The sequence below is a fragment of the Alteromonas sp. BL110 genome, from assembly GCF_003443615.1.
Taxonomy (GTDB): domain Bacteria; phylum Pseudomonadota; class Gammaproteobacteria; order Enterobacterales; family Alteromonadaceae; genus Alteromonas.
Genome location: NZ_CP031967.1, coordinates 4,132,126 through 4,155,176, shown reverse-complemented (window position 1 = coordinate 4,155,176; position 23,051 = coordinate 4,132,126). Strand labels below are relative to the sequence as shown.

Annotated in this window: 26 protein-coding genes; 24 read left to right on the top strand and 2 right to left on the bottom strand. The window is 42.3% G+C overall.

Annotation, left to right across the window (positions count from 1 at the left end; translation table 11 throughout):
- The first annotated feature begins 61 nt into the window (after positions 1 to 61).
- The 20 genes from D1814_RS19465 (at position 62) to D1814_RS17975 (ending at position 13,510) form a co-directional block, all read left to right on the top strand.
- Complete coding sequence (locus tag D1814_RS19465) at positions 62 to 232, top strand: hypothetical protein (protein WP_162889843.1); 171 nt, start codon at positions 62 to 64, stop codon at positions 230 to 232.
- Between the two features lie 145 nt (positions 233 to 377).
- Positions 378 to 1,007: a hypothetical protein gene (locus D1814_RS18065; RefSeq protein ID WP_118495029.1), complete on the top strand. Its 630-nt coding sequence runs from the start codon at positions 378 to 380 to the stop codon at positions 1,005 to 1,007.
- 67 nt (positions 1,008 to 1,074) lie between these two features.
- Positions 1,075 to 1,578: a zf-TFIIB domain-containing protein gene (locus D1814_RS18060; RefSeq protein ID WP_118495027.1), complete on the top strand. Its 504-nt coding sequence runs from the start codon at positions 1,075 to 1,077 to the stop codon at positions 1,576 to 1,578.
- Between the two features lie 64 nt (positions 1,579 to 1,642).
- Positions 1,643 to 2,092 carry an MBOAT family O-acyltransferase gene (locus D1814_RS18055; RefSeq protein ID WP_118495025.1) on the top strand — a complete coding sequence of 150 codons (450 nt, stop codon included), beginning with the start codon at positions 1,643 to 1,645 and terminating at the stop codon, positions 2,090 to 2,092.
- 32 nt (positions 2,093 to 2,124) lie between these two features.
- Positions 2,125 to 2,715 carry a GNAT family N-acetyltransferase gene (locus tag D1814_RS18050; protein ID WP_118495023.1) on the top strand — a complete coding sequence of 197 codons (591 nt, stop codon included), beginning with the start codon at positions 2,125 to 2,127 and terminating at the stop codon, positions 2,713 to 2,715.
- Between the two features lie 66 nt (positions 2,716 to 2,781).
- Complete coding sequence (locus D1814_RS18045; protein ID WP_118495020.1) at positions 2,782 to 3,630, top strand: DUF1444 family protein; 849 nt, start codon at positions 2,782 to 2,784, stop codon at positions 3,628 to 3,630.
- 153 nt (positions 3,631 to 3,783) lie between these two features.
- On the top strand, positions 3,784 to 4,278 hold the full coding sequence (locus tag D1814_RS18040; protein WP_118495018.1) for an AAA family ATPase: 495 nt from the start codon (positions 3,784 to 3,786) through the stop codon (positions 4,276 to 4,278).
- 73 nt (positions 4,279 to 4,351) lie between these two features.
- Positions 4,352 to 4,948, top strand: a complete 597-nt coding sequence (locus D1814_RS18035) for a DUF998 domain-containing protein (protein ID WP_118495016.1) — start codon at positions 4,352 to 4,354, stop codon at positions 4,946 to 4,948.
- 9 nt (positions 4,949 to 4,957) lie between these two features.
- Positions 4,958 to 6,016, top strand: a complete 1,059-nt coding sequence (locus D1814_RS18030) for a hypothetical protein (RefSeq protein WP_118495014.1) — start codon at positions 4,958 to 4,960, stop codon at positions 6,014 to 6,016.
- Positions 6,017 to 6,052: 36 nt separating this feature from the next.
- On the top strand, positions 6,053 to 6,508 hold the full coding sequence (locus tag D1814_RS18025; protein ID WP_118495011.1) for a nuclear transport factor 2 family protein: 456 nt from the start codon (positions 6,053 to 6,055) through the stop codon (positions 6,506 to 6,508).
- Between the two features lie 74 nt (positions 6,509 to 6,582).
- The gene (locus D1814_RS18020; protein ID WP_118495009.1) at positions 6,583 to 6,969 is read left to right on the top strand and encodes a tautomerase family protein; all 387 of its coding nucleotides are present in this window, start codon (positions 6,583 to 6,585) and stop codon (positions 6,967 to 6,969) included.
- Positions 6,970 to 6,978: 9 nt separating this feature from the next.
- The gene (locus tag D1814_RS18015) at positions 6,979 to 7,383 is read left to right on the top strand and encodes an MAPEG family protein (RefSeq protein WP_118495007.1); all 405 of its coding nucleotides are present in this window, start codon (positions 6,979 to 6,981) and stop codon (positions 7,381 to 7,383) included.
- 118 nt (positions 7,384 to 7,501) lie between these two features.
- Entirely contained in the window at positions 7,502 to 7,726 is a 225-nt protein-coding gene (locus tag D1814_RS18010; protein ID WP_118495005.1) for a hypothetical protein, read from the top strand.
- A gap of 20 nt (positions 7,727 to 7,746) precedes the next feature.
- Entirely contained in the window at positions 7,747 to 8,004 is a 258-nt protein-coding gene (locus D1814_RS18005; protein ID WP_118495003.1) for a hypothetical protein, read from the top strand.
- 77 nt (positions 8,005 to 8,081) lie between these two features.
- Entirely contained in the window at positions 8,082 to 9,131 is a 1,050-nt protein-coding gene (locus D1814_RS18000) for a DUF2157 domain-containing protein (RefSeq protein ID WP_118495001.1), read from the top strand.
- 140 nt (positions 9,132 to 9,271) lie between these two features.
- Positions 9,272 to 9,985 (top strand): DUF4328 domain-containing protein, encoded by a 714-nt coding sequence (locus tag D1814_RS17995; protein ID WP_232368923.1) that lies wholly within the window; start codon positions 9,272 to 9,274, stop codon positions 9,983 to 9,985.
- A gap of 146 nt (positions 9,986 to 10,131) precedes the next feature.
- Complete coding sequence (locus D1814_RS17990; RefSeq protein ID WP_232368922.1) at positions 10,132 to 11,178, top strand: succinylglutamate desuccinylase/aspartoacylase family protein; 1,047 nt, start codon at positions 10,132 to 10,134, stop codon at positions 11,176 to 11,178.
- 356 nt (positions 11,179 to 11,534) lie between these two features.
- Complete coding sequence (locus D1814_RS17985) at positions 11,535 to 12,227, top strand: energy transducer TonB (RefSeq protein WP_118494997.1); 693 nt, start codon at positions 11,535 to 11,537, stop codon at positions 12,225 to 12,227.
- Positions 12,228 to 12,236: 9 nt separating this feature from the next.
- On the top strand, positions 12,237 to 12,839 hold the full coding sequence (locus D1814_RS17980; RefSeq protein ID WP_118494995.1) for an RNA polymerase sigma factor: 603 nt from the start codon (positions 12,237 to 12,239) through the stop codon (positions 12,837 to 12,839).
- A 2-nt stretch (positions 12,840 to 12,841) separates the two neighbouring features.
- Positions 12,842 to 13,510 carry a hypothetical protein gene (locus D1814_RS17975; RefSeq protein ID WP_118494993.1) on the top strand — a complete coding sequence of 223 codons (669 nt, stop codon included), beginning with the start codon at positions 12,842 to 12,844 and terminating at the stop codon, positions 13,508 to 13,510.
- A 100-nt stretch (positions 13,511 to 13,610) separates the two neighbouring features.
- Here D1814_RS17975 and cdd read toward each other — a convergent pair whose 3' ends face one another.
- On the bottom strand, positions 13,611 to 14,018 hold the full coding sequence (cdd, locus tag D1814_RS17970; RefSeq protein WP_310794143.1) for a cytidine deaminase: 408 nt from the start codon (positions 14,016 to 14,018) through the stop codon (positions 13,611 to 13,613).
- Positions 14,019 to 14,154: 136 nt separating this feature from the next.
- Here cdd and nlpI point away from each other — a divergent pair, with 136 nt between their 5' ends.
- Positions 14,155 to 15,057, top strand: a complete 903-nt coding sequence (gene nlpI, locus D1814_RS17965) for a lipoprotein NlpI (RefSeq protein WP_118494991.1) — start codon at positions 14,155 to 14,157, stop codon at positions 15,055 to 15,057.
- Between the two features lie 12 nt (positions 15,058 to 15,069).
- A complete protein-coding gene (locus tag D1814_RS17960) occupies positions 15,070 to 16,698 on the top strand; it encodes a sel1 repeat family protein (RefSeq protein WP_118494989.1) in 1,629 nt (542 codons plus the stop codon).
- Between the two features lie 81 nt (positions 16,699 to 16,779).
- Here the strand turns inward: D1814_RS17960 and cysZ are convergent, their stop codons facing one another.
- Entirely contained in the window at positions 16,780 to 17,517 is a 738-nt protein-coding gene (cysZ, locus tag D1814_RS17955; RefSeq protein WP_118494987.1) for a sulfate transporter CysZ, read from the bottom strand.
- A gap of 265 nt (positions 17,518 to 17,782) precedes the next feature.
- On the opposite strand from cysZ, the gene smc reads away from it, so the two are divergent.
- On the top strand, positions 17,783 to 21,304 hold the full coding sequence (smc, locus tag D1814_RS17950; protein WP_118494985.1) for a chromosome segregation protein SMC: 3,522 nt from the start codon (positions 17,783 to 17,785) through the stop codon (positions 21,302 to 21,304).
- A 20-nt stretch (positions 21,305 to 21,324) separates the two neighbouring features.
- Positions 21,325 to 22,914, top strand: coding sequence for a cell division protein ZipA (gene zipA, locus D1814_RS17945; protein WP_118494983.1), 1,590 nt, complete (start codon positions 21,325 to 21,327; stop codon positions 22,912 to 22,914).
- Positions 22,915 to 23,051 lie beyond the last annotated feature (137 nt).

The window sequence follows — 23,051 nt, the reverse complement described above, 5'->3', positions numbered from 1 at the left end:
TAGTTTAAACAAGACAGGCATCTTTGTGTTTTTGTGTTAGGCATTTGAAAGGATAGTTAAAATGAAAGGTATTTATCGAATTCTTATCGCTCTGGTTTTTCTAATTGCAGCTATTGCATCTTACAGTATGGGAATTCAGTCAGGTGTGTTTCTATTCATCATTTTAGGCCTTGTTCTAGAAGGGGCATTTTGGTTCGGCATGTTTTCAGCCAAAAGGCGGAACGAAGCTTAGCGATATGTACCAGCACTTTTAGAATTATAGAAGATAGGCTCTTTTTGTAATATTTAACTATGCCTGTCTTGATTAGTTTGTTTGTGTCTTTGTGCTCCACATATATAGGATTGTTCTCAAAAAGTCAGAACGCTAAAAGGAATTTATGAAATCTAGAAGCAGAGTATTATTGAAATATATCGGGCTACTCCCCATCGTTTTGTTGCTTATTGTGGTAAGTATCTTAGGTGAATATCACAGAGCAAAAGAGCTTGTAGAAAATTACCTAGAAACTGTAAAGGTGGGCTCTGGAGCTGAAAAATGCATCCCTCTGACCTTCGAAACTTCAAGTAGAATCGATCAAAACCCATCCTGTGAAGATCAAAGCTTCTTATTTTTACTTTCCCTAATGAAAGCGCTCGAGTTAAAGGATTTTGGTAGTGTTAAATACACCACAGACCTGAGAAAATACTGGACTCCATTTAGTTCAAATAACTATGTTTCTGTTCACGTTTCTTTTGAAAATCAAAGCAAAAATACTCTTAAAAATATTATATTCGTAGTCGAGCGAGATGGACTATCGTGGACGATTAATAAAGTCGATGTTAACAATAAAGAACTCGTCAGAGTTTATGAAGAGTTCATGGCTTTAGACTTATCCCGATATGTAGAAGTTTCTGGCGATACTTTAGAAATAAAGAGTAATCAATTGAAAGGAGGCAGTCTGTCTTACATCGACAGGATGGTAATAAAATATAATCTACAGCGGTTAAATAATTACCTCAAAGGCAACTGATAACCGTATTTTTATTACCTAATTTTACCAACTCACAATACTCAAAGAATAAAGGTAGTCTCTAAAAATGAAGTGTCCAAGAACGCAAACACCGCTTAAAAGAGTTACAGTTGGTAAAGTTCCGGTTTATTACAGCAAAGCATGTGGCGGTGTCTTACTCGAAAATCAGACATTAAGTGACTTTGAAAACCCGCAAGAAAAAAGAGGGAATGTGTTGGCAAAGCACCTTAGTCAGTTTCATTACGAGCTCGATTCTTTAAATAAACGGATTTCCTGCCCCAAATGCCCTGATACCATGATGTTGCGCAGGTTTTATAGCCCGCTGCATGCGGTAGAGATAGATGAGTGCCCGGGCTGTGGTGCGATTTGGCTAGACACTGGCGAGCTAGAAAAAATACAGTCATTAATGCTAAATGAAAAAGAACGCGCACTGCTAAGAATAGAGCTAATGAAAAAACATGAAAGGATTGAGGTGAAGGGTATGCCTCATACTCATGATAACTGGAACAAACGCGGAGATAAGGTCGATGCTTTTTTTGATTTAGCATCATATATCTCTAACAGTTGGTAGGTTCAACTACTCATAGACATATACTCGTTCTCAAAAAGGGTACTCATTTCGGGGCTGACTTATAATGAAAAGCACACTGTCTCTTGCGCAATATGTTAAAAAACGAAATGGCGTGCCGTTGGGTGCAAGTAATTCAATGAAAAACATGCTTTCACGCTCTTTTGGTGCCTCTTCTTTCCCAGTTTTTTGGCGATATTGGAATCCTATCTGGGGTTACTATTTATCACGTAATGTTATGCGCCCAATTACGAATATCCTGCCTGTTTCTTTAGCTACCCTTGTAACATTCCTTGTTAGCGGTGCTCTTCACGATATCGCAGTATCAATTATAAAGTGGAAAATCATTTTATTTTTCACGCCGTGGTTTGGGTTAATGGGATTAATAGTCATTTTTTCTAAATGGGCTGGGGTATCGTACGGTCAGGTTAGCTGGCCTGTTCGCGCATTAACTAATGCGTCGTTTATTTTAGTCTCGCTAGGTATAACGTACTTTTTGGAAACCTTGTATGCTTAACATCATACAACTAATCAGACATGGAAAGTGAAATGTGGTTTAAAGATATTGAGTTAGAATCTGAGAATATAAAGCTCACTCCGTTAACAATGGAACATGCAGACGCTTTAGTGAACGCAGCAACCGACGGTGAATTGTGGAAACTATGGTTCACCTCTGTACCAAGCGCTGAAATTATTGATGATTATATTACGTCAGCATTAGAGCAGAAAGCCAAAGGGCTATCGTTACCGTTCGTGGTTATAGACAAAGCGAGTGGAGAGGTTATCGGTTCAACACGCTTTTGTAATGCTGACCTTTTAAATCAAAGGGTGGAAATTGGTTACACCTGGTACAGCAAAAGCTATCAGAAAACATCATGTAATACCGAATGTAAGCTACTTCTTCTTACACACGCTTTTGAAAGCCTCGAAGCAATCGCTGTAGAGTTCAGAACGAATTGGCATAACCAGGCTTCTCGAGCCGCTATTACTCGTTTGGGCGCAAAACAAGACGGCGTGCTTAGGAATCATCAAAAAATGCCTAATGGTGGTTATAGAGATACGGTTGTGTTTTCAATTATTAAAACAGAGTGGCCTTCTGTGAAAGAGAACTTAATGTTTAAATTGTCAGTGCGTTGCTAACACAAGCGTAAGTCCAAAACAGGAAATCGTAGGCTTTACGATAAATAAGGAAATAAGTGAGTAACGATGAGAAAAATTCTAGTAGCGTTTGTATGCTTTTTTATCAGTAGTGTGGCTGCCGAAAGCACTTTAGATGAAAGCGCGTTTACTCAAAGGTATGTGAAGGCTGTTATCACCAAAGCAGAGGTTGCGAGTGCACAAATAAAAGGCCGTCTAGAGGTTGAGATGACTTACAGTGGTGGAGGGACGTCTACCACATACCTCGATAACGCCTATATGAATTACCTTTCTGACCCAGAAGAGCTCGACGTGATTATAGAAGCGTACATCAGTGCGTTAACAAAGAGCAGTAGTGACGCTAAAGCTAACATAGATAAAGCGAATATCTTTCCCGTAATAAAAGATTCAGGTTATATAAACCATATAACTGAATTGATGAGCGAAGATGGTGAGCTGCCTTTCTTTTATGAAAAGTTAAATAATGTTCTCTATATTCTTTATGCCATTGATACGCCCTCATCTATCAAATTCATGCCGAAAGAAGACATTGCTAACTTAGATGTAAAAGAGGAAGAGCTCAGAAACCTTTCAATGTCTAATTTGATGAATGCTATTGAGTCATTACAAATTAAAGGTGACCCGTCGACCATCTCGATGGTTGTTGCTGATGGCACTTACGAGGCGTCTTTTTTGATTTATGATGCGCTTTGGACAAAAGAAACCTTTCCAGTGAAGGGCGATATAGTTGTTTATGTGCCCTCCAGAGACGTTGTAATAGTAACGGGTTCAGAGGATGCGGATAGTTTAGCTACGGTGAAAGGGATAGTGCACAACCCGGAAAATAAGTGGCCACATGCTGTGACTAATATAGGGTTTATTCGCAAAGAAAATAAATGGGTCAAGTTTCACGATTAGATAAGTATTCCAAAGTATGCCCTCAGTATTCGTGATGACAAAAATTCTTTAACATGTTTGCGTTTTCATCTTGTATTACCGATAGTTGCTTTACTCGATAGTGTAAGCTGCATGTTATGAAACCTGTTGGTAGGTGATTTAAAGGAAAGCGCCTTGACTAAAATTTTAATATTCGGAAATTCCGGTTCTGGCAAATCTACGCTAGCGCGCCGTTTGTGTGAAACTCACGGTTTAGCACATTTAGATCTCGATACCCTTGCATGGAAGCCCACTAGCCCGCCTGAAAGGAAACCAATTAAAGAGTCGGAACAAGAAATACAGGCTTTTACTACTTCTAAAGAGACTTGGGTAATTGAAGGGTGTTACACAGACCTGCTTAAGCTTGTAGAGGGGCAGTCTACAGAAATCATATTTATGAATTTACCCATTAAGTTGTGTATTGCTAACGCGAAAGCAAGACCTTGGGAGCCCCATAAATACGATACCAAACAAGCTCAAGATGATAATTTACCCATGTTGATAGACTGGATTGGCCAGTATACAAAAAGAGACGATACGTTCTCTTATACTGCACACCAGCAGTTTTTTGAAAACTATAGCGGCAGTAAAAAAATGATAACGCAAAATATCCCGCACCAAGCCAGTTAAAAAGTTTTTCGGCTTATGAATAGGGGCTTCGCTTAATTACTGAAAGCGCAATAAAATCAAGGAGGACACCATCTTGTATAGCTTTTTATCTTTTACGGGGATAGCAGCATCGGTTTGGATAGTTTTAGGCATTTACATCGCTTCTCGTTTCTATCCAAACTATAGCCATATGAGGCAGTTTTGTAGTGAACTCGGTGCATTTGGTAGCCCAACACAGAAACTCTCTCCTGCAATCAATAATTATCCGTTGGGCTTATTATTCGCTCTGTTTGGTTATTACCTCATTAACTCACATCCAGACCATATGCCAACTATGGTTATCGGTGCAATGACAATAATACATGGTATCTGCACTTGGGTTTGTGGCTACTTCCCAATGGACGCCGACCCATATACAACAACACCTTCGAAAAGTTGTAAAATCCATACGTGGTCAGGGCTAATAATGTTAGTTTCGTTTATCGTGGCGCCGCTGATTGTTACTTTCTCTAGCTACTATTCTTGGTCGCTGCGGCTTCTGTCTGTATTGAGCGTTATTGGCTGCGTTTACTTTTCTTATAAACTAGCAAAATCCCTTGAACGAAAAACTGTACCAGGGCTTTATCAACGCCTAAGTTACGGCTGCCAAATTCTTTGGCTGTCAATCTACTCGATATTCATGATTTTATAGAGCCGTGCAATGAACACTCGCTTTAGAAGCTCCATCCCTCTAGCGTTCTTATGTTTAGCATCTCTTTGGTGGTGGTTTTACTATTCCTCCTCGAACTTTATCAACGACTATGGTGATGAAAAGCACGAGTGGATGTTTATGCTAGATACATTACTAGTACTGCCAGTACTGTGTTTTTTGTGCGAGTCAGACAAGCAAAAAGCGGTTTTGAAAGTCATTGTATTGTGTTGTAGTGCGGTTTTTATTGGCGCGATTATTATTCCAGAACAAAACAAGGTGATGTTTCACTACCTTGAAAGTGGCCGCTACTTTGCTATCGGAGCTTTGTTAGCATTAGAAATAGGTACCTTAATAACGGTAAGTGTTGCAGTTCGCGCACTTCTTATTAAAAAAGAAGACCCCGATTTAGCGTTGCAAATACCTATAGAACGTATCTTTGGCTCATCGTTGCTTAGCAACTTACTTCAGTTCGAGGGACGTATGTGGTCTTTCGCATTGTTCGCTTCACGCATTAAAAGCAGTACATATCTGGGTAATCAGCATTTTTACTACTTTAAAAAAGATGGTGCGCAAGCTAATTTGATGGGCTTCATTGTGGTCATGATGATCGAGTTGCCGCTTGTGCATCTGCTACTACATTTTATTTGGTCTAGCTCAGCTGCCAACATAGTTTCGGCCTTTACTCTATTTGGGTTAGCTTTTTTCTATGCTGAATATAAAGCTGTGGCAATACGGCCCATTTCGATTTATAAAGATAACCTCATTGTTCGATATGGGTTGTTTCATCCGTTTATAATCACTTTTTCAAACATCTCTGATATCAGCACGAACACAAGGTTCGTGAAGAGAGCTAAGGGCATAAAACGGTTTAACTACTCGGGTGTACCTAACGTGAAAATAAAGCTACATTCACCTATAAATGGTAAGCATGCCGTATACTTAGGTGTAGACTCACCTGATTTACTAATAGAAACAATAAAACGACAACTATTTTCTATTTCAACTAACGTTGCCGAACAATCGAAGCTTCGAAGCTCAAATTTTAGCAAGGCGATAAGTGAAACCTAGCTTAGCGTTTGAGTAAAAATCAACAGGGAGGTTTTCATGAAAAGCGTTTTACTTTCAGCGCTCATTTATTTGTGGTCGATACACGTATTTGCACAAACTGATTTAGAAGAACTTGGCAGACAATACTTTAAGGCGTGGTCAGCAACGCAATCTCCAAATGCTACAGAGCATGATTTAGATAAATATCTGTCGCTGCTTAGTAGTGACGTTGCTCATCAGCATATACCGTACGATTCTGACGATTCCCGCATGCCCGATGGTAAAGTACGAATTCGTGAGGGGATGCTTTATTACTTGGGGGCACACGTCTCTTATACCGCCCAACTCAACCACATTATACCTGCGCACAATGCGGTAGCTATTTCATACACTACAACGAGTAAGGGCATTCACCCACAAACTAAAGAACTAGTTGAACTTCAGTATCAAACATTAGAAGTGCTAGAGATTGAAGATGGTAAAGTAGCTGTGATAAGAAAATACGAAGAGTAATGGTTAGGTGTTAAGCCTACTTAAGATATATAAAAAATTTCGTTAGCAATACAATAAACGCAGAGGACGGCAACATGATTGTAATCTATGGTATAGACGAACAATTAAACCCAATAAAACGCAAGCTATCAGATGTTATTCATTCTTGTATGCAATCAGTCTTAGGTTTACCGGAAAATAAAAGAGCGCATCGCTTTGTGCCGCTGTCAAAAGACGACTTCTTTTACCCTGAAGGTAGAACCGAGGCATACACAGTTATCGAAATAAATATGATGAAAGGGCGAGAAATACACACGCAAAAGTCACTTATAAAAGCATTGTTTAAACAAATTGAGCTAGAGTTAGAAATCTCGCCTGTAGATATCGAGATTACGATTAAAGAACAAGAAAAGTATCAGTGGGGTTTCCGTGGAATGACAGGTGATGAAGCCCTTGATTTGAAGTATAAAGTGAACGTTTAGCTAATTAATATGTCCAGTTTAATACTGCCGCTATTTACGCATGTACTTCTTTGTACTGTACTTTACGCATTACTCACTGTAGCTCGCGCACCGGTTGTATGGGGAGTGGGGCAGAGCAAAGATGGTTCAAACCCTTTCAGCAATATTCAGCCTAAAATCAGCGCAAACCTAAGCAATCAATTCGAGTGGCCAATATTTTTTTACATTGCCAGTGTATTGCTTATCGCAATGGATGAGCCAATAGACAGTGTGCAAATCTACTTGGCTTGGGTATTTGTAATTGGCAGAGTGTTGCACAGCATTGTTCAAATATTTACCAACAATATTAGATTGCGTGGTATGGTGTTTACCATCAATTTTGTCGCTGTGTTGGCTATGTGGACTTTGATTTTTATTGATGAAATTGGCTTATAGCCCAGCCGTTAGAAGAACAAGAATACCTAATAAAGGGCGTCGTTAGCGACAAAAATAAAAGATAGCGACTGTTTAATAAAAGCACTATTTAACATAAGCAAAAACGAGCATTAAAGTTATGGAAGACGTTTTAGAACCGCTGGGCCGCTTTATACTTCGAATACTGAAGTGGATAGTCGTAGATGCTATTATTGACTTCGTAATAACTGGTACAGGCCATGTGGTGCTTAAGCTTCTAACCTTTGGCAAATACCCGCGAGCGGGTAGAGACGAAGGAAGAACTTTCGCTGTTGGTTTTGTTAGCTTAGCCATTGTCTTGGTCTGTCTTGCGCTGATTGCATAATATTCAAAAAGGATATTTACATGAATATGGAAAAGTGGGCCAAAATACGAGGGAAAGGCAAACAGCGCTTCGTTTTAGTAAACGGTGTTTTAGGGTGGGGCGTACCTACTGCCATCCTCTGGGCCGTATTGATGGAGTTTATTGAACCATCGGAAAATATTTGGGTGCGCCCCACCGTTGCTTTGTTCATTTTTCCCATTGCAAGTATCGCTTTTGGCCACTTAACGTGGAACAAATCTGAGAAAGCTTACGAAAAACACACAATTAATACTCTGTAACTTCTTCAGGCAGGTTTTTTACCTATAACCCATTAAAGTAAAAGTTCTCATTTCTACAAGCTAAATCAGTGAAGTACATGGAAGTATCGAAAGCAAGTATTAAAAAAGCAGTAGCGAAGAATATCATCTCTGAACAGCAGGGCATTGACCTATACAGCTTCTTTCAGGCAGAAAGCCAGCAGGCTCCCGCTTTCACCTTTACCCATATCCTCTATTACTTGGGCGGCCTTATTGCTATCGGTGCCATGACCTTGTTTATGAATTTGGGGTGGGAACAGTTTGGCGGACTGGGTATCATCTTCATATCATTGCTCTACGCTGGCGTAGGGTTAAAGCTTACTAACTCTTTAGCAAATAAAAACCTTATTATTCCTGCCGGTATTTGCGCAACCTTTGTAGTGTGTTTAACACCGCTTGCTATCTACGGTTTTCAGCAGTGGTTTGGCCTTTGGCCCGAGAGCGATACAGTCTATCGTCAGTTTCATACACGCGTTAAATGGCTGTGGTTGTACATGGAACTTGGCACATTGGTTACTGGCTTAATTATAGCTTGGCGCTACAAGTATCCGTTTTTGATAATGCCTATAGCAGTAACACTGTGGTACATCAGTATGGATGCTGTCATGCTTCTCATCGACCAAGACGATATGTGGAATTCATACACATGGGAGTTCCGCGCGAAAGTATCTATGTACTTCGGTATGTTTATGACCTTATTGGCTTTTTGGGTCGATATACGTTCAAGGCACACTGCCGACTACGCATTTTGGTTATATTTGTTCGGCGTTATTGCGTTTTGGGGCGGGCTTACTAGCCAAAACTCAGACAGCGAACTTTCAAAGTTTTTTTATTTTTGTATAAACCTATTCATGGTTGGGCTAGGCGCATTATTGGTTCGAAAAGTATTTGTGATATTTGGTGCGTTAGGTAGCTGTTTCTATTTAGGGCACTTGGCCTCGAATGTGTTTAGAGACAGCTGGCTTTTCCCTGTTGCTTTAACGGCTATTGGTTTAGGCGTGGTGTATGTAGGAATATTATGGCAAAAACATGAAGTTAAGATCACACGTAAAGCCCGTAATGCTCTGCCAAAGCCGTTTCAGGAACTCTTAGAGAACAGGCTTAGGTAAAAAGCTTAATTAAAAGCCAGGTAGTAAATAAACACTCTTTAATCGTGATAGCAGTAGATATCGAATAATAAACAATAGCCTCGATAAAAGCAGTTAGATTAGCTTGGTAAAGTGGCCTAGACGTAAGGTGGTAAATAGAAATGTCAGATAATAAAGAAGAGTTCAAAAACCCTACAAACCTAATGGCGTGGATTAAGTACTTTCTATGCTTTCAAGTTGTTCTTTCTTTCGTCGCTATCGGCTCAAATTTGATGGAGTATCAGCTTTTAACAGACTTCCAGAACGGCGTTTATTTTAGCCAAGAAATGGCGGTGGCCGATGCAGAAGCTAATGACATGAGACAGGCCGTTAACGCTTTTTCTTACCTAGGTGTGTTTATCGTTTCTGGCATATTAATTTTAAAATGGATTTATCGAGCAAATCAAAATGCGCGTCAATTTGGTGCGAAAGATATGGCGTTTTCACCAGGCTGGTCGATAGGTTTTTATTTCATTCCCATTGTCTCACTATGGAAGCCCTATCAAGCGATGAAAGAAATTTGGCAGGCTAGCCAAAACCCATCAAATTGGTCAGAAGAAAAAGTTAGCTCAATCTTAGGTATTTGGTGGTTTTTCTGGATTGCGAATAGCATTGCGGGGCAGGCGGCATTTCGAATGTCCAGAAGGGCGGAAGAAATTTCTGAAATTATGAATGTGAACTTGGTATCACAGGCCTCAGAAGTGATCTCAATACCGCTAGCTCTTGTTACATGGCTATTGATTAAAAATGTTTCTAATGTGCAGCTAGCAATGCGCGAGCGAAGTGATGAACAGCCAGAAACTAGCGAAGTATCAAACCTAGAACCAGCAAAGTGAAGTAGACCAGCTTTTTATTTTGATAGAATAACGCAATACTCGCTTATAGCGGGTACTTTTTTGAAAAGGTGCTTTAAAATACTCTTTATTGATCAACAAAAACGTTCTGGCTTACTAGTGCGTTATCTTCCAATGAGTTTTTGAGTATGAGGTTTAAAAAGAAAGCGTTAGCCGGTGTTCTTGTTTCCCTGTGTTCTGCGTTTAGCCTAAACGCTAGCGCAAATGAACCTTATGAATTGATGGGCGTGACCACCCAAACGGGTCAGAAAGCGTCCTACCTTGCTACTGAAAAGCATATTACACTGCCAGTAACCGTTATTAACGGAAAAAGCGACGGTCCAGTTCTGCTACTTACCGCCGGTATTCACGGTGATGAGTTCCCTTCTATGTACGCCTTACAACAACTTCAGCAAAACCTTGATCCTAACGAGATGAGCGGTGTGTTGGTTGTGCTGCACTTGGCAAACTTAGATGGGTTTCATGGAAATAGAATAGCGTTAAACCCTAAAGATGAGAAAAACCTGAATAGGGAGTTTCCAGGGAGCGCGGATGGCACACCGACAGAACAAATTGCTGAGTTGCTAACCAGAGAGTTTATTGGCAAAGCTGACTTTTTAATAGACATGCATTCTGGCAGTGCAAACCAAACGTTATTGAATCATGTGTATTCTCCTTTTGTGGGCGACGAAGAACTTGACGCTTTAACATTTGAATTCGCGAAAGCAACTGGCATGCAGCATATTGTTATGTATGGCGATCGCCCAAGAGATCCTAACAATTCAATTTCATACCCTAACACAGCGATGACAAGGGGAAAACCTGGCCTTACTACCGAAATAGGGCACTTAGCGCAAACAGATGAAGAGTCTGTAGCAAAAGCGCTAGAAGTGGCTAAGAACGCCATGTATTTTCTAAAGATGTTGCCAGAAAAGCCAAAGCCGCACTCTGAGCCAATTATCTACGAAACCATTAAATACCCTAAAAGCTCGAAAACCGGTTTTTTTAAGGCCTCAGTGGTGATAGGCGATAAAGTATCGAATGGGCAGGATATTGGTACCGTTACCGACTATTTTGGTAATTTAGTTGAATCCCTTAAATCGCCCGTTGATGGCACGGTTATGATGGTTAATCAAATGCCTGCCATTAAAGACGGTCAGTCTGTAATGGCTATTGGTGTAGAAAAATCTCAATAACATAGTTTATGAAGTAAATAGGCTGGATGATCTAATTCGCCTACTCAGTCAAATAAATGTTAAAGTTAAATCATAAAACTGTGATTAGGGAATGACATGGACTTTCTTTTTAACGTATTGATTTGGGTAGGCGTGGTTATCTTCGCTATTTTTATTATTGGTTTTATGGCAGCAGCGAAGCTAAATAAGCGCCAAGACGAGAATAATGATTAAAGGTCTGCCAAGCTTTCCCTCGAAACTACAAGGGCAATAGTAGAAATACAATTTGTCCTCAAACCATAGTATGAATTAAAAGCAATAAATATTTTCACCCCTTTACTTAAGTTCCTCCGTTTAGTGAAAAAAGGGGGAACAATATGCAAACAACAATTCTACCAAGCGCTAATTCACAACATCTGGTACAACGCAGCGTACTACCTTTTGCAAAAGCGCCTTCGTACAAACGGGCTATAAACCTTGCCACTATTGCTCTTGCTGGTGGAGCGGTAACCGCCGGACTATTTGTTTTAATGGCAGAGCTTATCAGGCAAGATAAGGTGAATATCAGCGAAGCGCCGCCTGTGTTTTTTGAACCCGTCATTTATCAGCCTGAAGAAGAACGGATTATTACAAAAAAGCCTATTGCGCCAATTGAGCAGGTAATTAAGACGCCACCGCAACAAATTGTCGACATTGACCCCGAGCCCAATGAGGGCCCAGGTAGTTTTGAAATAAACACTCAGGTTCCTAATACTGCGTTAAATTTATCAATAAATTTAAATAATGCTCAAGGTGATATGCAGGCTACCCCTCAATTTAGAGTCGATCCTACGTATCCACCACAGGCGAGTCGAGACGGTATTGAAGGTTGGGTAAAGCTCGGGTTTACGGTAAGTGCTAGTGGCGCTGTATCTGATATAAAGGTATTGGATTCTGAGCCCAAGCGTGTGTTTGATAGAGCAGCACGTCGGGCGCTTAAAAGATGGAAGTACAAGCCTAAGCTGGATGGGGGTAAACCTGTTAGTCAACTAGGTATGGTTGTAGTATTAGATTTCAAACTAGAACAATAAGGATAGCCTATGAGTATAGGCGCGAGCTTGCAAAGCCTGTTTCAAGGCAAGCGCGAAAAAGCGCTGGGAGTGAGTGAAAGGCTAATGCTGCAATATAGAGAAAAAGGTGATGAAGCATCGTTAGCCGCTCTTTTTGATTTACACAGCATCAAGCTATTTTATTTTCTTAAGGTATTAAGCGATAGCACCATAGCTGAAGATATAAGCCAGCGTACATGGATAAAAGTTATTGAGCACCGCCATTTATTTAAAAGTGGAGACAATTTCCAGGCTTGGCTGTTCACCATTGGTAGGCGAGCACTTATTGACGAGTTTCGTAAAAACGCCAGGCTTGAATATAGTAACGAAGCTGTAGAGCAATTTACTGTTTCTGAGCTAGTTAAGCATGCGCACTCTTCGGTAGAAGATAATGTGGCTAAAGGGTTAGAAAAAGACGTGTTTAAAGCTTGTTTAGCGCAATTGCCTTACAAACAGAAAGAGGCGCTCTCACTGCAGTTTGAGGGTTTTAGTTTATCGCAAATAGCTGACATGTGCGGCGCTGAAAAAGAAACGGTGAAAACACGAATTCGATATGCCAAAGACAGTCTTAAAATTATGCTGGAGAAATTGTAATCATGTCTATATCAGATAAAGAGCTACAAGAAGCCTTCAGACGCAGTCAGCTGGTCCAAAAGCAAAATGATCCAACAACTCAAAAAGCAAACGCCCTGATACGCGCCAACGTGCTTGCGCACAACAAGGCTAAAACAAACGGCAGTGACACAGAGCGTATGTTGGCTGCACTGGCTTCGCATCTTCGTGCTTATTTTGCGTCATCAACTCTGCGGTTTACGGCAGTGGCTTTTGCTATTGTTGCCATGCTCGGGGTGTACAACATCGGAACATTCCAAAGCCGCCACTTGGCAAGTATGCAAACTGCTGCACACAGTGTAGGTATTGTTCATTACCACGGTTTTGAAGGTGAAGATAAATTGTTGGCTAAAAACGTCAATAGTGACTATCAAGCACGTTTTAATGCCTATACTCGCCAGTATATTGAGAGTAGCTTAGTTGCTAAAGCGGTAACCCAGCAGCCAGCTACATTGCAATCACAAGATGGTTATTGGTTATTAGTAAATTGTGAGAATCAGCAAGTTGTCGTTTCTGAGAGCCTAATTGCATCGTTAGATATTAATGGCCGTATAGAAGGGGACATTAACGTGGGTACTCAAGTAGCGCTAGCATTTGATAGTCAAGGAAGGATACTGTCCATTAAGCAGTCTAACAAGCCATTGATGTGCTGATATATAAATGCGTCGTATTGATGCGTAGAAACGCAAAAACGAGGCTGGTAGATGTGAAAACTGCCAGAGCCTCGTTTATTGCAAGGTATGGTTATTAAACTTATTTGTCTAAATCGTGAGCCCTAAAGGCGTTGGGAAGTAATTCGCCAATGGTGGTTTCAAACTTCTCACCACTTTGACTAATCATGGTCACGGGCGTTTCATCTGGCGCAAACTCTGCGATTTTTTGTCTACAACCGCCACACGGGAAACAAAATTCATCGTTCGGGCTAGCAATAACAATGTGTGAAATGCGTTTTTGGCCCTGCGTAACCATATTTCCTATGGCCGTGGCCTCAGCACATTGGCCTAAAGGGAAGGCCGCGCTTTCCACGTTACACCCTGAAAAGGTTTCTCCACTGGGAGTAAGCACAGCGGCACCCACTTTAAAATTGGAGTAGGGTGAATGAGAATTTTTTTGTGCGTTAAAAGCAAGTTGTGATAGTTGTTCTAAATTATTTTTCTTCATAGCTACCTGTGTTAACCACCCAATACGCTTTACTTTTATCATCAAATGCGAGAAGGTTGGCGGCATTAACGCCGCGGACAAGCGTATATTAAATGCTCAGGCGGTTTTTTCTTTTTTTATAGAATGCTTTTTTACCATGTGCAGAAACGTTAGTCTCATCTTTTTTTCTCTATTCGCTGCTATTTTAACCGGTTGTGCGCAAACACCCCCTGTTTCAGAAAGACCACAAATGGGAAATTTGCTTCTAGCCGAGCCTGCACCTGTTAACCCGCGTTCTGAGATGGCGATTGCACGCTATAACCAAGTGCTAACGAGCCCGGCGCTTTCAGATGAAGATAAAGCTGAACTTCATTTTCAACGAGGCATGCTTTACGACAGTGTAGGCCTTGCGGGTTTAGCCCAGTTTGATTACACCCAGGCAATTAATTTAAAGCCAGATTTAGCTGAAGCGTATAATTCTATGGGGATTCATTACATCCAGCAGAGTGACTTCATTCAGGCTTATGACGCCTTTGACTCTACGATAGAAATTAACCCAGAGTACGATTTCGCGTTCTTAAACCGTGGCATCGCGCTCTACTATGGCGGTCGCGCAGAACTTGCGATTAACGATCTTAACCGCTTTTTTGAAAAAGATAACAGCGACCCGTTTCGCGCGCTGTGGGCTTACTTCGCTCATTACGATGTGTCAGAACTGGAAGGGCAAACTTACTTAGCGTCTATTCGTCCAACGCTAGACAATGAGCATTGGGCAACTTCACTGGTGGATTTGTTTCTAGGTACTGTCGATGAAAACGATGTACTCAACTCATTGCTAGACGGTGTTAAAAGCCAAAAAGCGCTAACCGACCGACTATGTGAAGCGTATTTTTACTTAGGCAAGTTTCATTCCTTACGCGGAAATAGCGGCATCGCATCGAATTACTTCAAGCTTGCACTAAGCACAAATGTGTTCGATTACGTCGAACATCGTTACGCAAGAATGGAACTTAACCGTTTGCGTGACAAAGCTAACAACGATGTAGTTAGCGAAGAGTAAGCGCAAAGCATTATGCGAGGCTTATTTTTAGCAGTCTTCGCACTGCTTGTCGTTGCGGGCGATAGCGGGCGCTACGCTCCTCAACTTATTTCAAACGCGATGAGCGTTCTGTTACCATCACATCAAAATGTAGATAATGCCTCATCAGAAAGCGAGGAAACTAGCACCTCTGAAAGCGCTCAGTCCGATAATATTGCCCCAAATAGCGCTAATACTACCCCTGAAAATAATCTACGAGATAACGCGTTAGCCCTCCTTTGGCTGGCTGCAAAGCAGGGTAGTGACACTGCCCAAGCCCATATGCTCGAAATATTTGAGAGTGCTTACAACAACGGCTTTTCTTCTACGGCCTCCATTGAAAAAGATACAACGACCTATTTTCTGGAGAAGCTTGTGAGTTTAGAAAATGCGGATGCTGCGTGGTTGTTGTACCAAATTTTAGGTGAAGAGGGTGCATCAGAGCGTTTTATGCGCTTAGCAGCACTTGGCGATGTAGCGGAAGCACAACTAGCCTTCGCGATGTCTACCGATTCACCAGAAAAACGCGAAAAGTGGTTAATACGCGCAGCCTCACAAGAATATTTGCCTGCACAAGCTGCACTGGCCGATTGGTATCTACTTCACGGTCAACAGCAGTTAGCCAAGCCACTGCTGGCAGCTACAGCAACCTTAGATATGCAAAGCGCGTTTAAGTACGCAAGGCTTTTATGGGGCGAGGGCGACACCTCAGAAGCTAAGTTACATTTTAAGTTTGCGGCGCAAAAAGGCCATCAACAAGCGAAAAAAGCGCTAGAGACCATCAAACTTTATTCTCCGTATTCAGTGGCGCAAGCAATAAGGCAATCTAACGATTTCAGTTGGGAGGGAGGAGCAAATTGCCTGCAGCGTGTTCAACCTTTCGCTACAAGCTTGGCGACCATTATGCGAGCGCACGAACTTTATCAGTCATTTAACGATGATTCGCGCCTTAGAAACCTTTCTATTTGTTTAGCTCCGCCTATTTGGCTCAAAACCGATGTGCTGGAATGCGACGCTAACTATAAAAGGATGGGAATCTTGGGGTGCAATATTACTCCGTTAGCCAATATCGCCAAAAAGGGTAAATTTAGCCATGCAGTAGTGGTGGCCGAGCAGGGTAAAGCGAATGTTCAAAATGGAGTGATGTATTTAGATATTAGTGACGCTTATTCAGTATTCGTACACGAACTTGCACATTTTGCTGGCTTTGCTGACGAATATCCAATTGGCAAAGGTATGGCAAACAAGCTGTGCGATGAAGACGGAATTGAAGACTTCAGACCGCCCAACGTGGTCGTAGATACTGAGTATTGGTATGCACCGCATGAAACAGTAGATAATTGGCTGGCGATAGACCCCGCAACTATTATTGCTCGCGCTAAAACTTGTACAGTGCTGGGGCTTAATAGCTACAAACCTAGCCGAAGAATTACGTTCATGGAACACCACGATAGCGGCGTGATCCCGCCTTTATATTTGGTACTTTGGCAGCAACAGCTTGAAAAGCAAAATGCTCAGCGGCCCATTTCCATGAACTTCTTTCAAGCTTTCCACAATAGCGGTAATCGAAAAGAGGCGGCCCACTGGCTAGCTGAGTACGAAGCATTTACCGGCACCAAATAAGCGGCCGCAAACTTTTTTTCGATAACGCATTAGTCCTATTCAACAACCACCTTCACAGGTATTGCAACGGGTTATTTCTCGCTACCCTCGAAGCGTAGGCTTTAGCTCTCTTACCCACATAGATGTTGCACCACAAATTGCTACCGGCATAACAATGAAGTTCACCACGGGAATGAGCGAGAACACGTTTACCATCATACCAAAGGTCATTGCTTTTCCTTTGTGTTCGCCCAGGTGCAAGCGCATCCGAGTGAAATCTACCTTGTGGTTATCATAAGGGTAGTCACAATACTGGATAGCCATCATCCAGGCGTTGAATAAGAACCAAAGCACTTGACCAATAATAGGTAGGAAAAAGAACAGCAATAAAAATCCGATGGCGCGAGGTAAATACCACATAAGTTTGGTCAATTCGCGACCCACAGTGCGCGGAATGTCTTTTACTAACGACATAACGCCTTCATCCCCCAGGTCTTGGCCCGTTAAATGTCGCTCAACCTTTTCTGATAACACGCCGTTGAAAGGCGCCGCAATCCAATTGGCCAGGGTGCCAAAAATAAGTGCGAAAATGAGTAACACGCTGATCACCGCTAAAGGCCATAAGAAGAAACTGATAGCCGTTTTTATCCAGCCTAACCATTCGGGTACAAGGTCGATGACATAGGCTATGCCCATTTCTATTTGGCCGAACAAGAAATAAAAAGCAACGGAAAACAGAACAAGGTTTATAGTGAGGGGCACGAACACGAAACGCTTTAGCCCTTTCGTTTTTATTAGCGAAAAGCCTTCAAAGAAATAATGTACACCACCTGAACTCATTCATACTCCTTCGCGTTTTTTAAACGCTTTGTTTATTAACTATTTTCTCTATCATACGCCTTTGGCGCATTCTGTGCCTAACTCGCTGAAATGCTAATTGTTACAAGCTGTTAGTTTTGGTAGAGTCAAAACATAATAACAAAAGAACCTTCTGTGTGATTACATCATTTGCATATCATCCGCTAACTCAGCACCCCGTTAAGGCAAATTGGGCTGAAGCTATGACGCTTTCGTCTGATAACTCTGTATATCAGAGGGATGATGCGTGAGGCTTAAGAAGATAAAGCTTGCGGGCTTCAAGTCCTTTGTCGAGCCTACTACTATTCCCTTCCTTGGGGAAATGACAGCCATTGTTGGCCCGAACGGCTGTGGTAAATCCAATGTTATTGATGCTGTTCGCTGGGTATTAGGTGAAAGCTCAGCGAAAAACTTACGCGGCGATGCGATGACAGACGTTATTTTCAACGGCTCATCTTCACGGAAACCCGTAGGTCAGTGTAGCGTTGAACTTGTTTTCGATAACAGTGCAGGGCGGATCGCGGGCGAATTTGCCAATTATAACGAGCTGTCTGTTAAACGATTAGTGACCCGAGATGCCACGTCGACGTACTTCCTCAACGGTACCAAATGTCGCAGGCGAGACGTTACCGATCTGTTTTTAGGGACGGGGCTAGGCCCACGTTCTTACGCTATTATTGAGCAAGGTATGATTTCACGGCTTATCGAATCTAAGCCGCAAGAGTTACGTGTGTTTATTGAAGAAGCTGCGGGTATATCAAAGTACAAAGAGCGTCGCAGAGAAACAGAAAATCGCATCAGGCACACCCAAGACAACCTCGAACGTTTAAACGATGTGCGCGATGAACTTGGCAAGCAGTTAGAAAAATTACAGCGACAAGCTGCCGCTGCAACCCGCTATAAAACATTGCGCGCACAGGCCAGAGAGTTAAAAGGTCAGCTTGCGGCGATTAGATTTCTTAAAAATAGCGAGCATATTGAAGCGCTGCAAAAGCAGCAGCAAACACTGCAAATAGAAGTCGATGATTTGAAGGCCAGACTACAAGGTGACGAAGCCGGACTTGAATCGTACAAAACTAAGCAAGTTGAGACCAAGCAAGTCATCGATGACCTGCAGCAGCAGTTATTCACCACAAGCAATGCAATAACGCGATTAGAGCAAAATGCCCTACATGCGAAACAGCGAAAAGGGCAAATAGAGCAAGAGTTAACGCGAATCAACGAACAGCATGAGTTGCTAAACAACTCTATTGATGAGGCACAGGAAGCACTTGCTGTATCAAACGAGGCGCTTGAAAACATTGAACCAGAGCTTGTACTGAAAGAAGCTGAACTGGAACATGCAAAAGCGCGTTTTGAAGACGTAGAGCAAGCGCTAAGAGAGTTTAACGCAAAAGCACGTGAGCAAGAGCAAACGTACAACCAGCTTCGACAAGACGTGCAACAGTGTCATAGCCAAATTCAGTCTACAATGAGTATGCAGCTTCGCACATCCCAGCGTATTAGCGAACTGCAAGACGAGCTAAAACAGCTTGATGACGAAGACTACTCAGATCAAATAGCATTGTTTGAAGAGCAAGCAAACGAGCTAAATTTTGATATTGATGAAGGTAAACAGGCAGTTCAAGCAGCTAGCGAGAACGTACAAAAGCAACATGCTGAAGTGCAAGCCATTGAAGCGAAACGTCGTGATGCACTGGGTCAGCTACAAACCGCCCAATCAACCAAATCTGCATTAGAAGCACTTCAGCAAGACGCTTCTAACTTTGAAGATACGCTATTAGAGGGAATAGAAAAGCTTTGGCAACAAATTAGCTCAAGCCAAAAGCTTGCACCCTGTATTGAGGCTATATTACAGCACGCCAAGGACCCTGTAGTCGCAAAAAACTACCCCGTACAAGAGCTTCTTAAAAACAAAGCGCGTCTGCCCACCGGCGTAAAGGTGTACACCGAAAACCTGTTTGTAAGTTCGGCAAAAGCCGGCTCTTTAGCTCATGCTTTATTAACTGAGCTTGGCGGTAGCAACACTTCACCGGCACAGGTTCCCGCATTTTTTGATGATATTTACCTCTGCGAAGACGATGAAGATCTTGCAAGTAAGGTGGAACGCTTAACTGATACCGAAATGAAAAGCGATGTTGAAGGTTTTTCTAGCGCAATCTCACCTTCAGGTTTGTGGGCAGGTACTCACTGGGTTGTGAAACCGGGTGAGGTGAATGACGGTGCTTTGCAGCGTGCTAACAAAATAAAATCGCTTACAGATGATATTGAAACCACTGAAAGTCTCATTGAAGAAGTTGAGCATTCCATTGAGGAAGCGAAGCAAGCGTTTGAAGCAAGTGAAGCTCGAAAGCATACGGCTCAAAACGCCTTAGCTGAAAAAGAAAATCAACGGGCTCAGATTAAAAACAAGCTCTCTTTATTTGAAATGCAGCAAAAGCAGCAGTCTAGTCGCAGCGCCAAACTTAATGATGAATTATCAAAACAAGAGTTAATGCTTGCCAAAGAAGAAGAGCAGTTAGCGCAACTTTCTGAAAAGTTAGAACTTCAAGAAGCGCAAATTCTTGAATACGAAGTGCATATTGACGAAGTTAATGCGAAACGAGAAGAAAATGAGCGAACTAACACTGAATTGCGCGCTTCAGTTGATTCATTAACGTCGCAAAATCATGAGCTTGCGTTGAGAAAGCAGCAGCTTGAAAATCATCAAAATTTATATAGTCAGCAGGTTACGCGTAACCTAGAGCAGCGTGAAGAATACATAAAAAACAAAGAAAGATTGCAAAAAGAGCTAGCACATCTTACGTCTCCAGAAGAAATTCAGGAAGCAGAGCTTCAGTCTCTGCTAGAGAATAAAGCTGAGCTAGAGCAACTAAAAAGCGCTAAGCAGCGCAGCCTTGAAGATATTGAACAGTGGTTGCGAGAAGCCGAAAAAGGGCATCAGGCTTTAGGTAAAGACATTCAAAGCCGACAGACAAATATCGATAAACTAAATATTGATATTGAAGGGTATCGGGTACGCGCGAATACAATTTTAGAGCAGCTTGACGAAACACAGCTGTCGCTCAAAAGTATTTTAGAAACCTTACCAGAAGAGGCTGAAGAAAAGCGTTGGCAAGAAGACCTTGAAAAAACACAAGCCAACCTTCAGCGTTTAGGAGCGGTGAATTTAGCTGCGGTCGAAGAATATGAAACCCAGTCACAACGAAAGTCTCATTTAGATACACAGCACAACGACCTTACCGACGCGTTAGAAACTCTGCAGTCCGCTATTCGAAAAATTGATAAAGAAACACGCACGCGCTTTTCAAACACTTTTGAGCAGGTTAACGAAGACCTTAAAATGCTATTTCCTAAGGTGTTCGGCGGTGGGTCAGCATACCTTGCGCTTACCGATGACGACTTATTGGAGACTGGGGTAACGATAATGGCTCGTCCCCCTGGTAAGAAAAATAGTACGATTCACCTCTTAAGCGGTGGAGAAAAAGCATTAACCGCTTTATCATTGGTGTTTGCTATTTTTAGATTAAATCCGGCGCCATTTTGCTTGCTGGATGAAGTAGATGCACCATTGGATGATGCAAATGTAGGGCGCTTTTGTAACTTAGTGTCAGAAATGTCACAAACAGTGCAGTTTATTTATATCACCCACAATAAAATAGCGATGGAAATGGCGAGTCACTTAACCGGTGTTACTATGGCGGAACCTGGAGTTTCACGTATGGTAGCAGTAGACGTTGACGAAGCTGTAGCCTTCGCAGAAGCATAACAAAGGGCGAAAGAAATTAAATGGAAGATCAATTACGTCTATTTTTACTCCTTGGAGGCACGGTTTTTATCATTGCTGTGCTTGCCCACGGTATTTGGAAAATTCGTAAAAGCGGTAAGCCTTCGGAAAAAGAGCGCTTAGAGCCCCGTCAGTGGCAGGAGGATGATGGCGAATTAGAGGTCGAGCCACAGGAAGGCTTTGATGAACTTGGCATTGGTGCGGTTCGAGTGGTTAGCCATTCCCAAAACGAATCAAAAGAGCCTAGTGCAGTAGCAGCAGCGCCTTCAAGTATTTCGGTTGATGACTCACTCAATAACGAAGATAACGGCAGCGCACCTCAAAAATTCGGTGACGATGAGAGCAATCACGCTTCTCAATATGCTTCTTCGAGTGACATCCAAAGCCAGAAAGACGACGCTAGCCAAGAACACTCTCATGCCAACAGCAATGATAATTCATCGATGTCGCCAGTCGTAAAAGAGGGTGGAACAGAAGGCGAAAAAGGGAGCGAAAAAGAAGACGCTCAAGATGCACCCAAGCTGTATGGTTCAGTGGTAACGAACCCCAAGCCACACATGAAAGGGCAGGCTCGCTCGTTTGATAGCGCAACAAATAAAAGCAGTGAAAACGTTGCAGCTTTTCCTGAGCCGCCAGGTTTCTTGCTTAGAGAAGGCGAAGATGAAGCTTCTTCTGAGAAACAATCCCAGCGCGAAGAAAGTTCGCAAAACGCCTCTGACACAGTGCAAACCAACGAGGATAACGGGTACTCTGATACTCAAACAACGGCCCAATACGAACAGACGCCTGCAGCGCCAGTTCGTCCTGCGCAAAAGTTTTATGTAGACCCTACGCTTGAAGAAGAACAAGCACCCGTTCAGGCGCCGGCTAAGAACGAGCGCGAAGTCGCTGACTTTAGTTTAGATACGCAAGAAGAGTCACCGTCATCGCGCGTTGGCCGCGAAGAACCTGAACAGCCGAGACGTTTTGCACGTAGTAAGCGCAACAAAACGCCGATTAAAAAGCGCGAAGAGCCTAATTTTGGTGATGACCAAATGCGCATCGACTTCGACACCAGTGAGCAAGGTACCCCTGATTTTGATGAAGAGGGCTTTAGTGCAAATGATAAACATAGTGACGGTGCGACCGGTGCGTCTGAGCCTGCAAAATCAACTGCCGTTGAACCTGAAGTATTGGTGTTAAACGTAAGGGCACCTGAGGGTGAAGCTATTTCTGGCGCTGCGCTTTTACCTATGTTGCTTACGCTAGGGTTTAAGTTTGGCGACCAAGATATCTTTCATCGTCACGTGAACTCCAACGGTAAAGGTCCAGTACTGTTTAGCCTTGCTAACATGTTTAAGCCGGGTGTTTTTGATATTGATAACTTGGAAAATTTTGAGACCCAAGGTGTATCTTTGTTTATGATTTTGCCCATTGAAGGCGACCCTCATCAGGTATTCAATATGATGCACAACGCTGCTCGTAAGTTGGCAGATGAGTTTGGTGCTCAGGTGCTAGATGGACGTCGAAGTGTGTTAACTAAACAGGGATTACAGCAATACGTTGAAAAAATTCGTGAGTTTGAACGCAAGCGAATGATTGCTCGTAGCTGACGCAAGCATATTTAACTGTCTATATCGCACGTTTTGTTCGTGTTAGCGTGATAGCGTAATAAAAAGGACTTGGCTCATACCCAGGTCCTTTTCTATTAAATAGCGTTATGGCATGGCTGCAAATTATACTAGCTGAC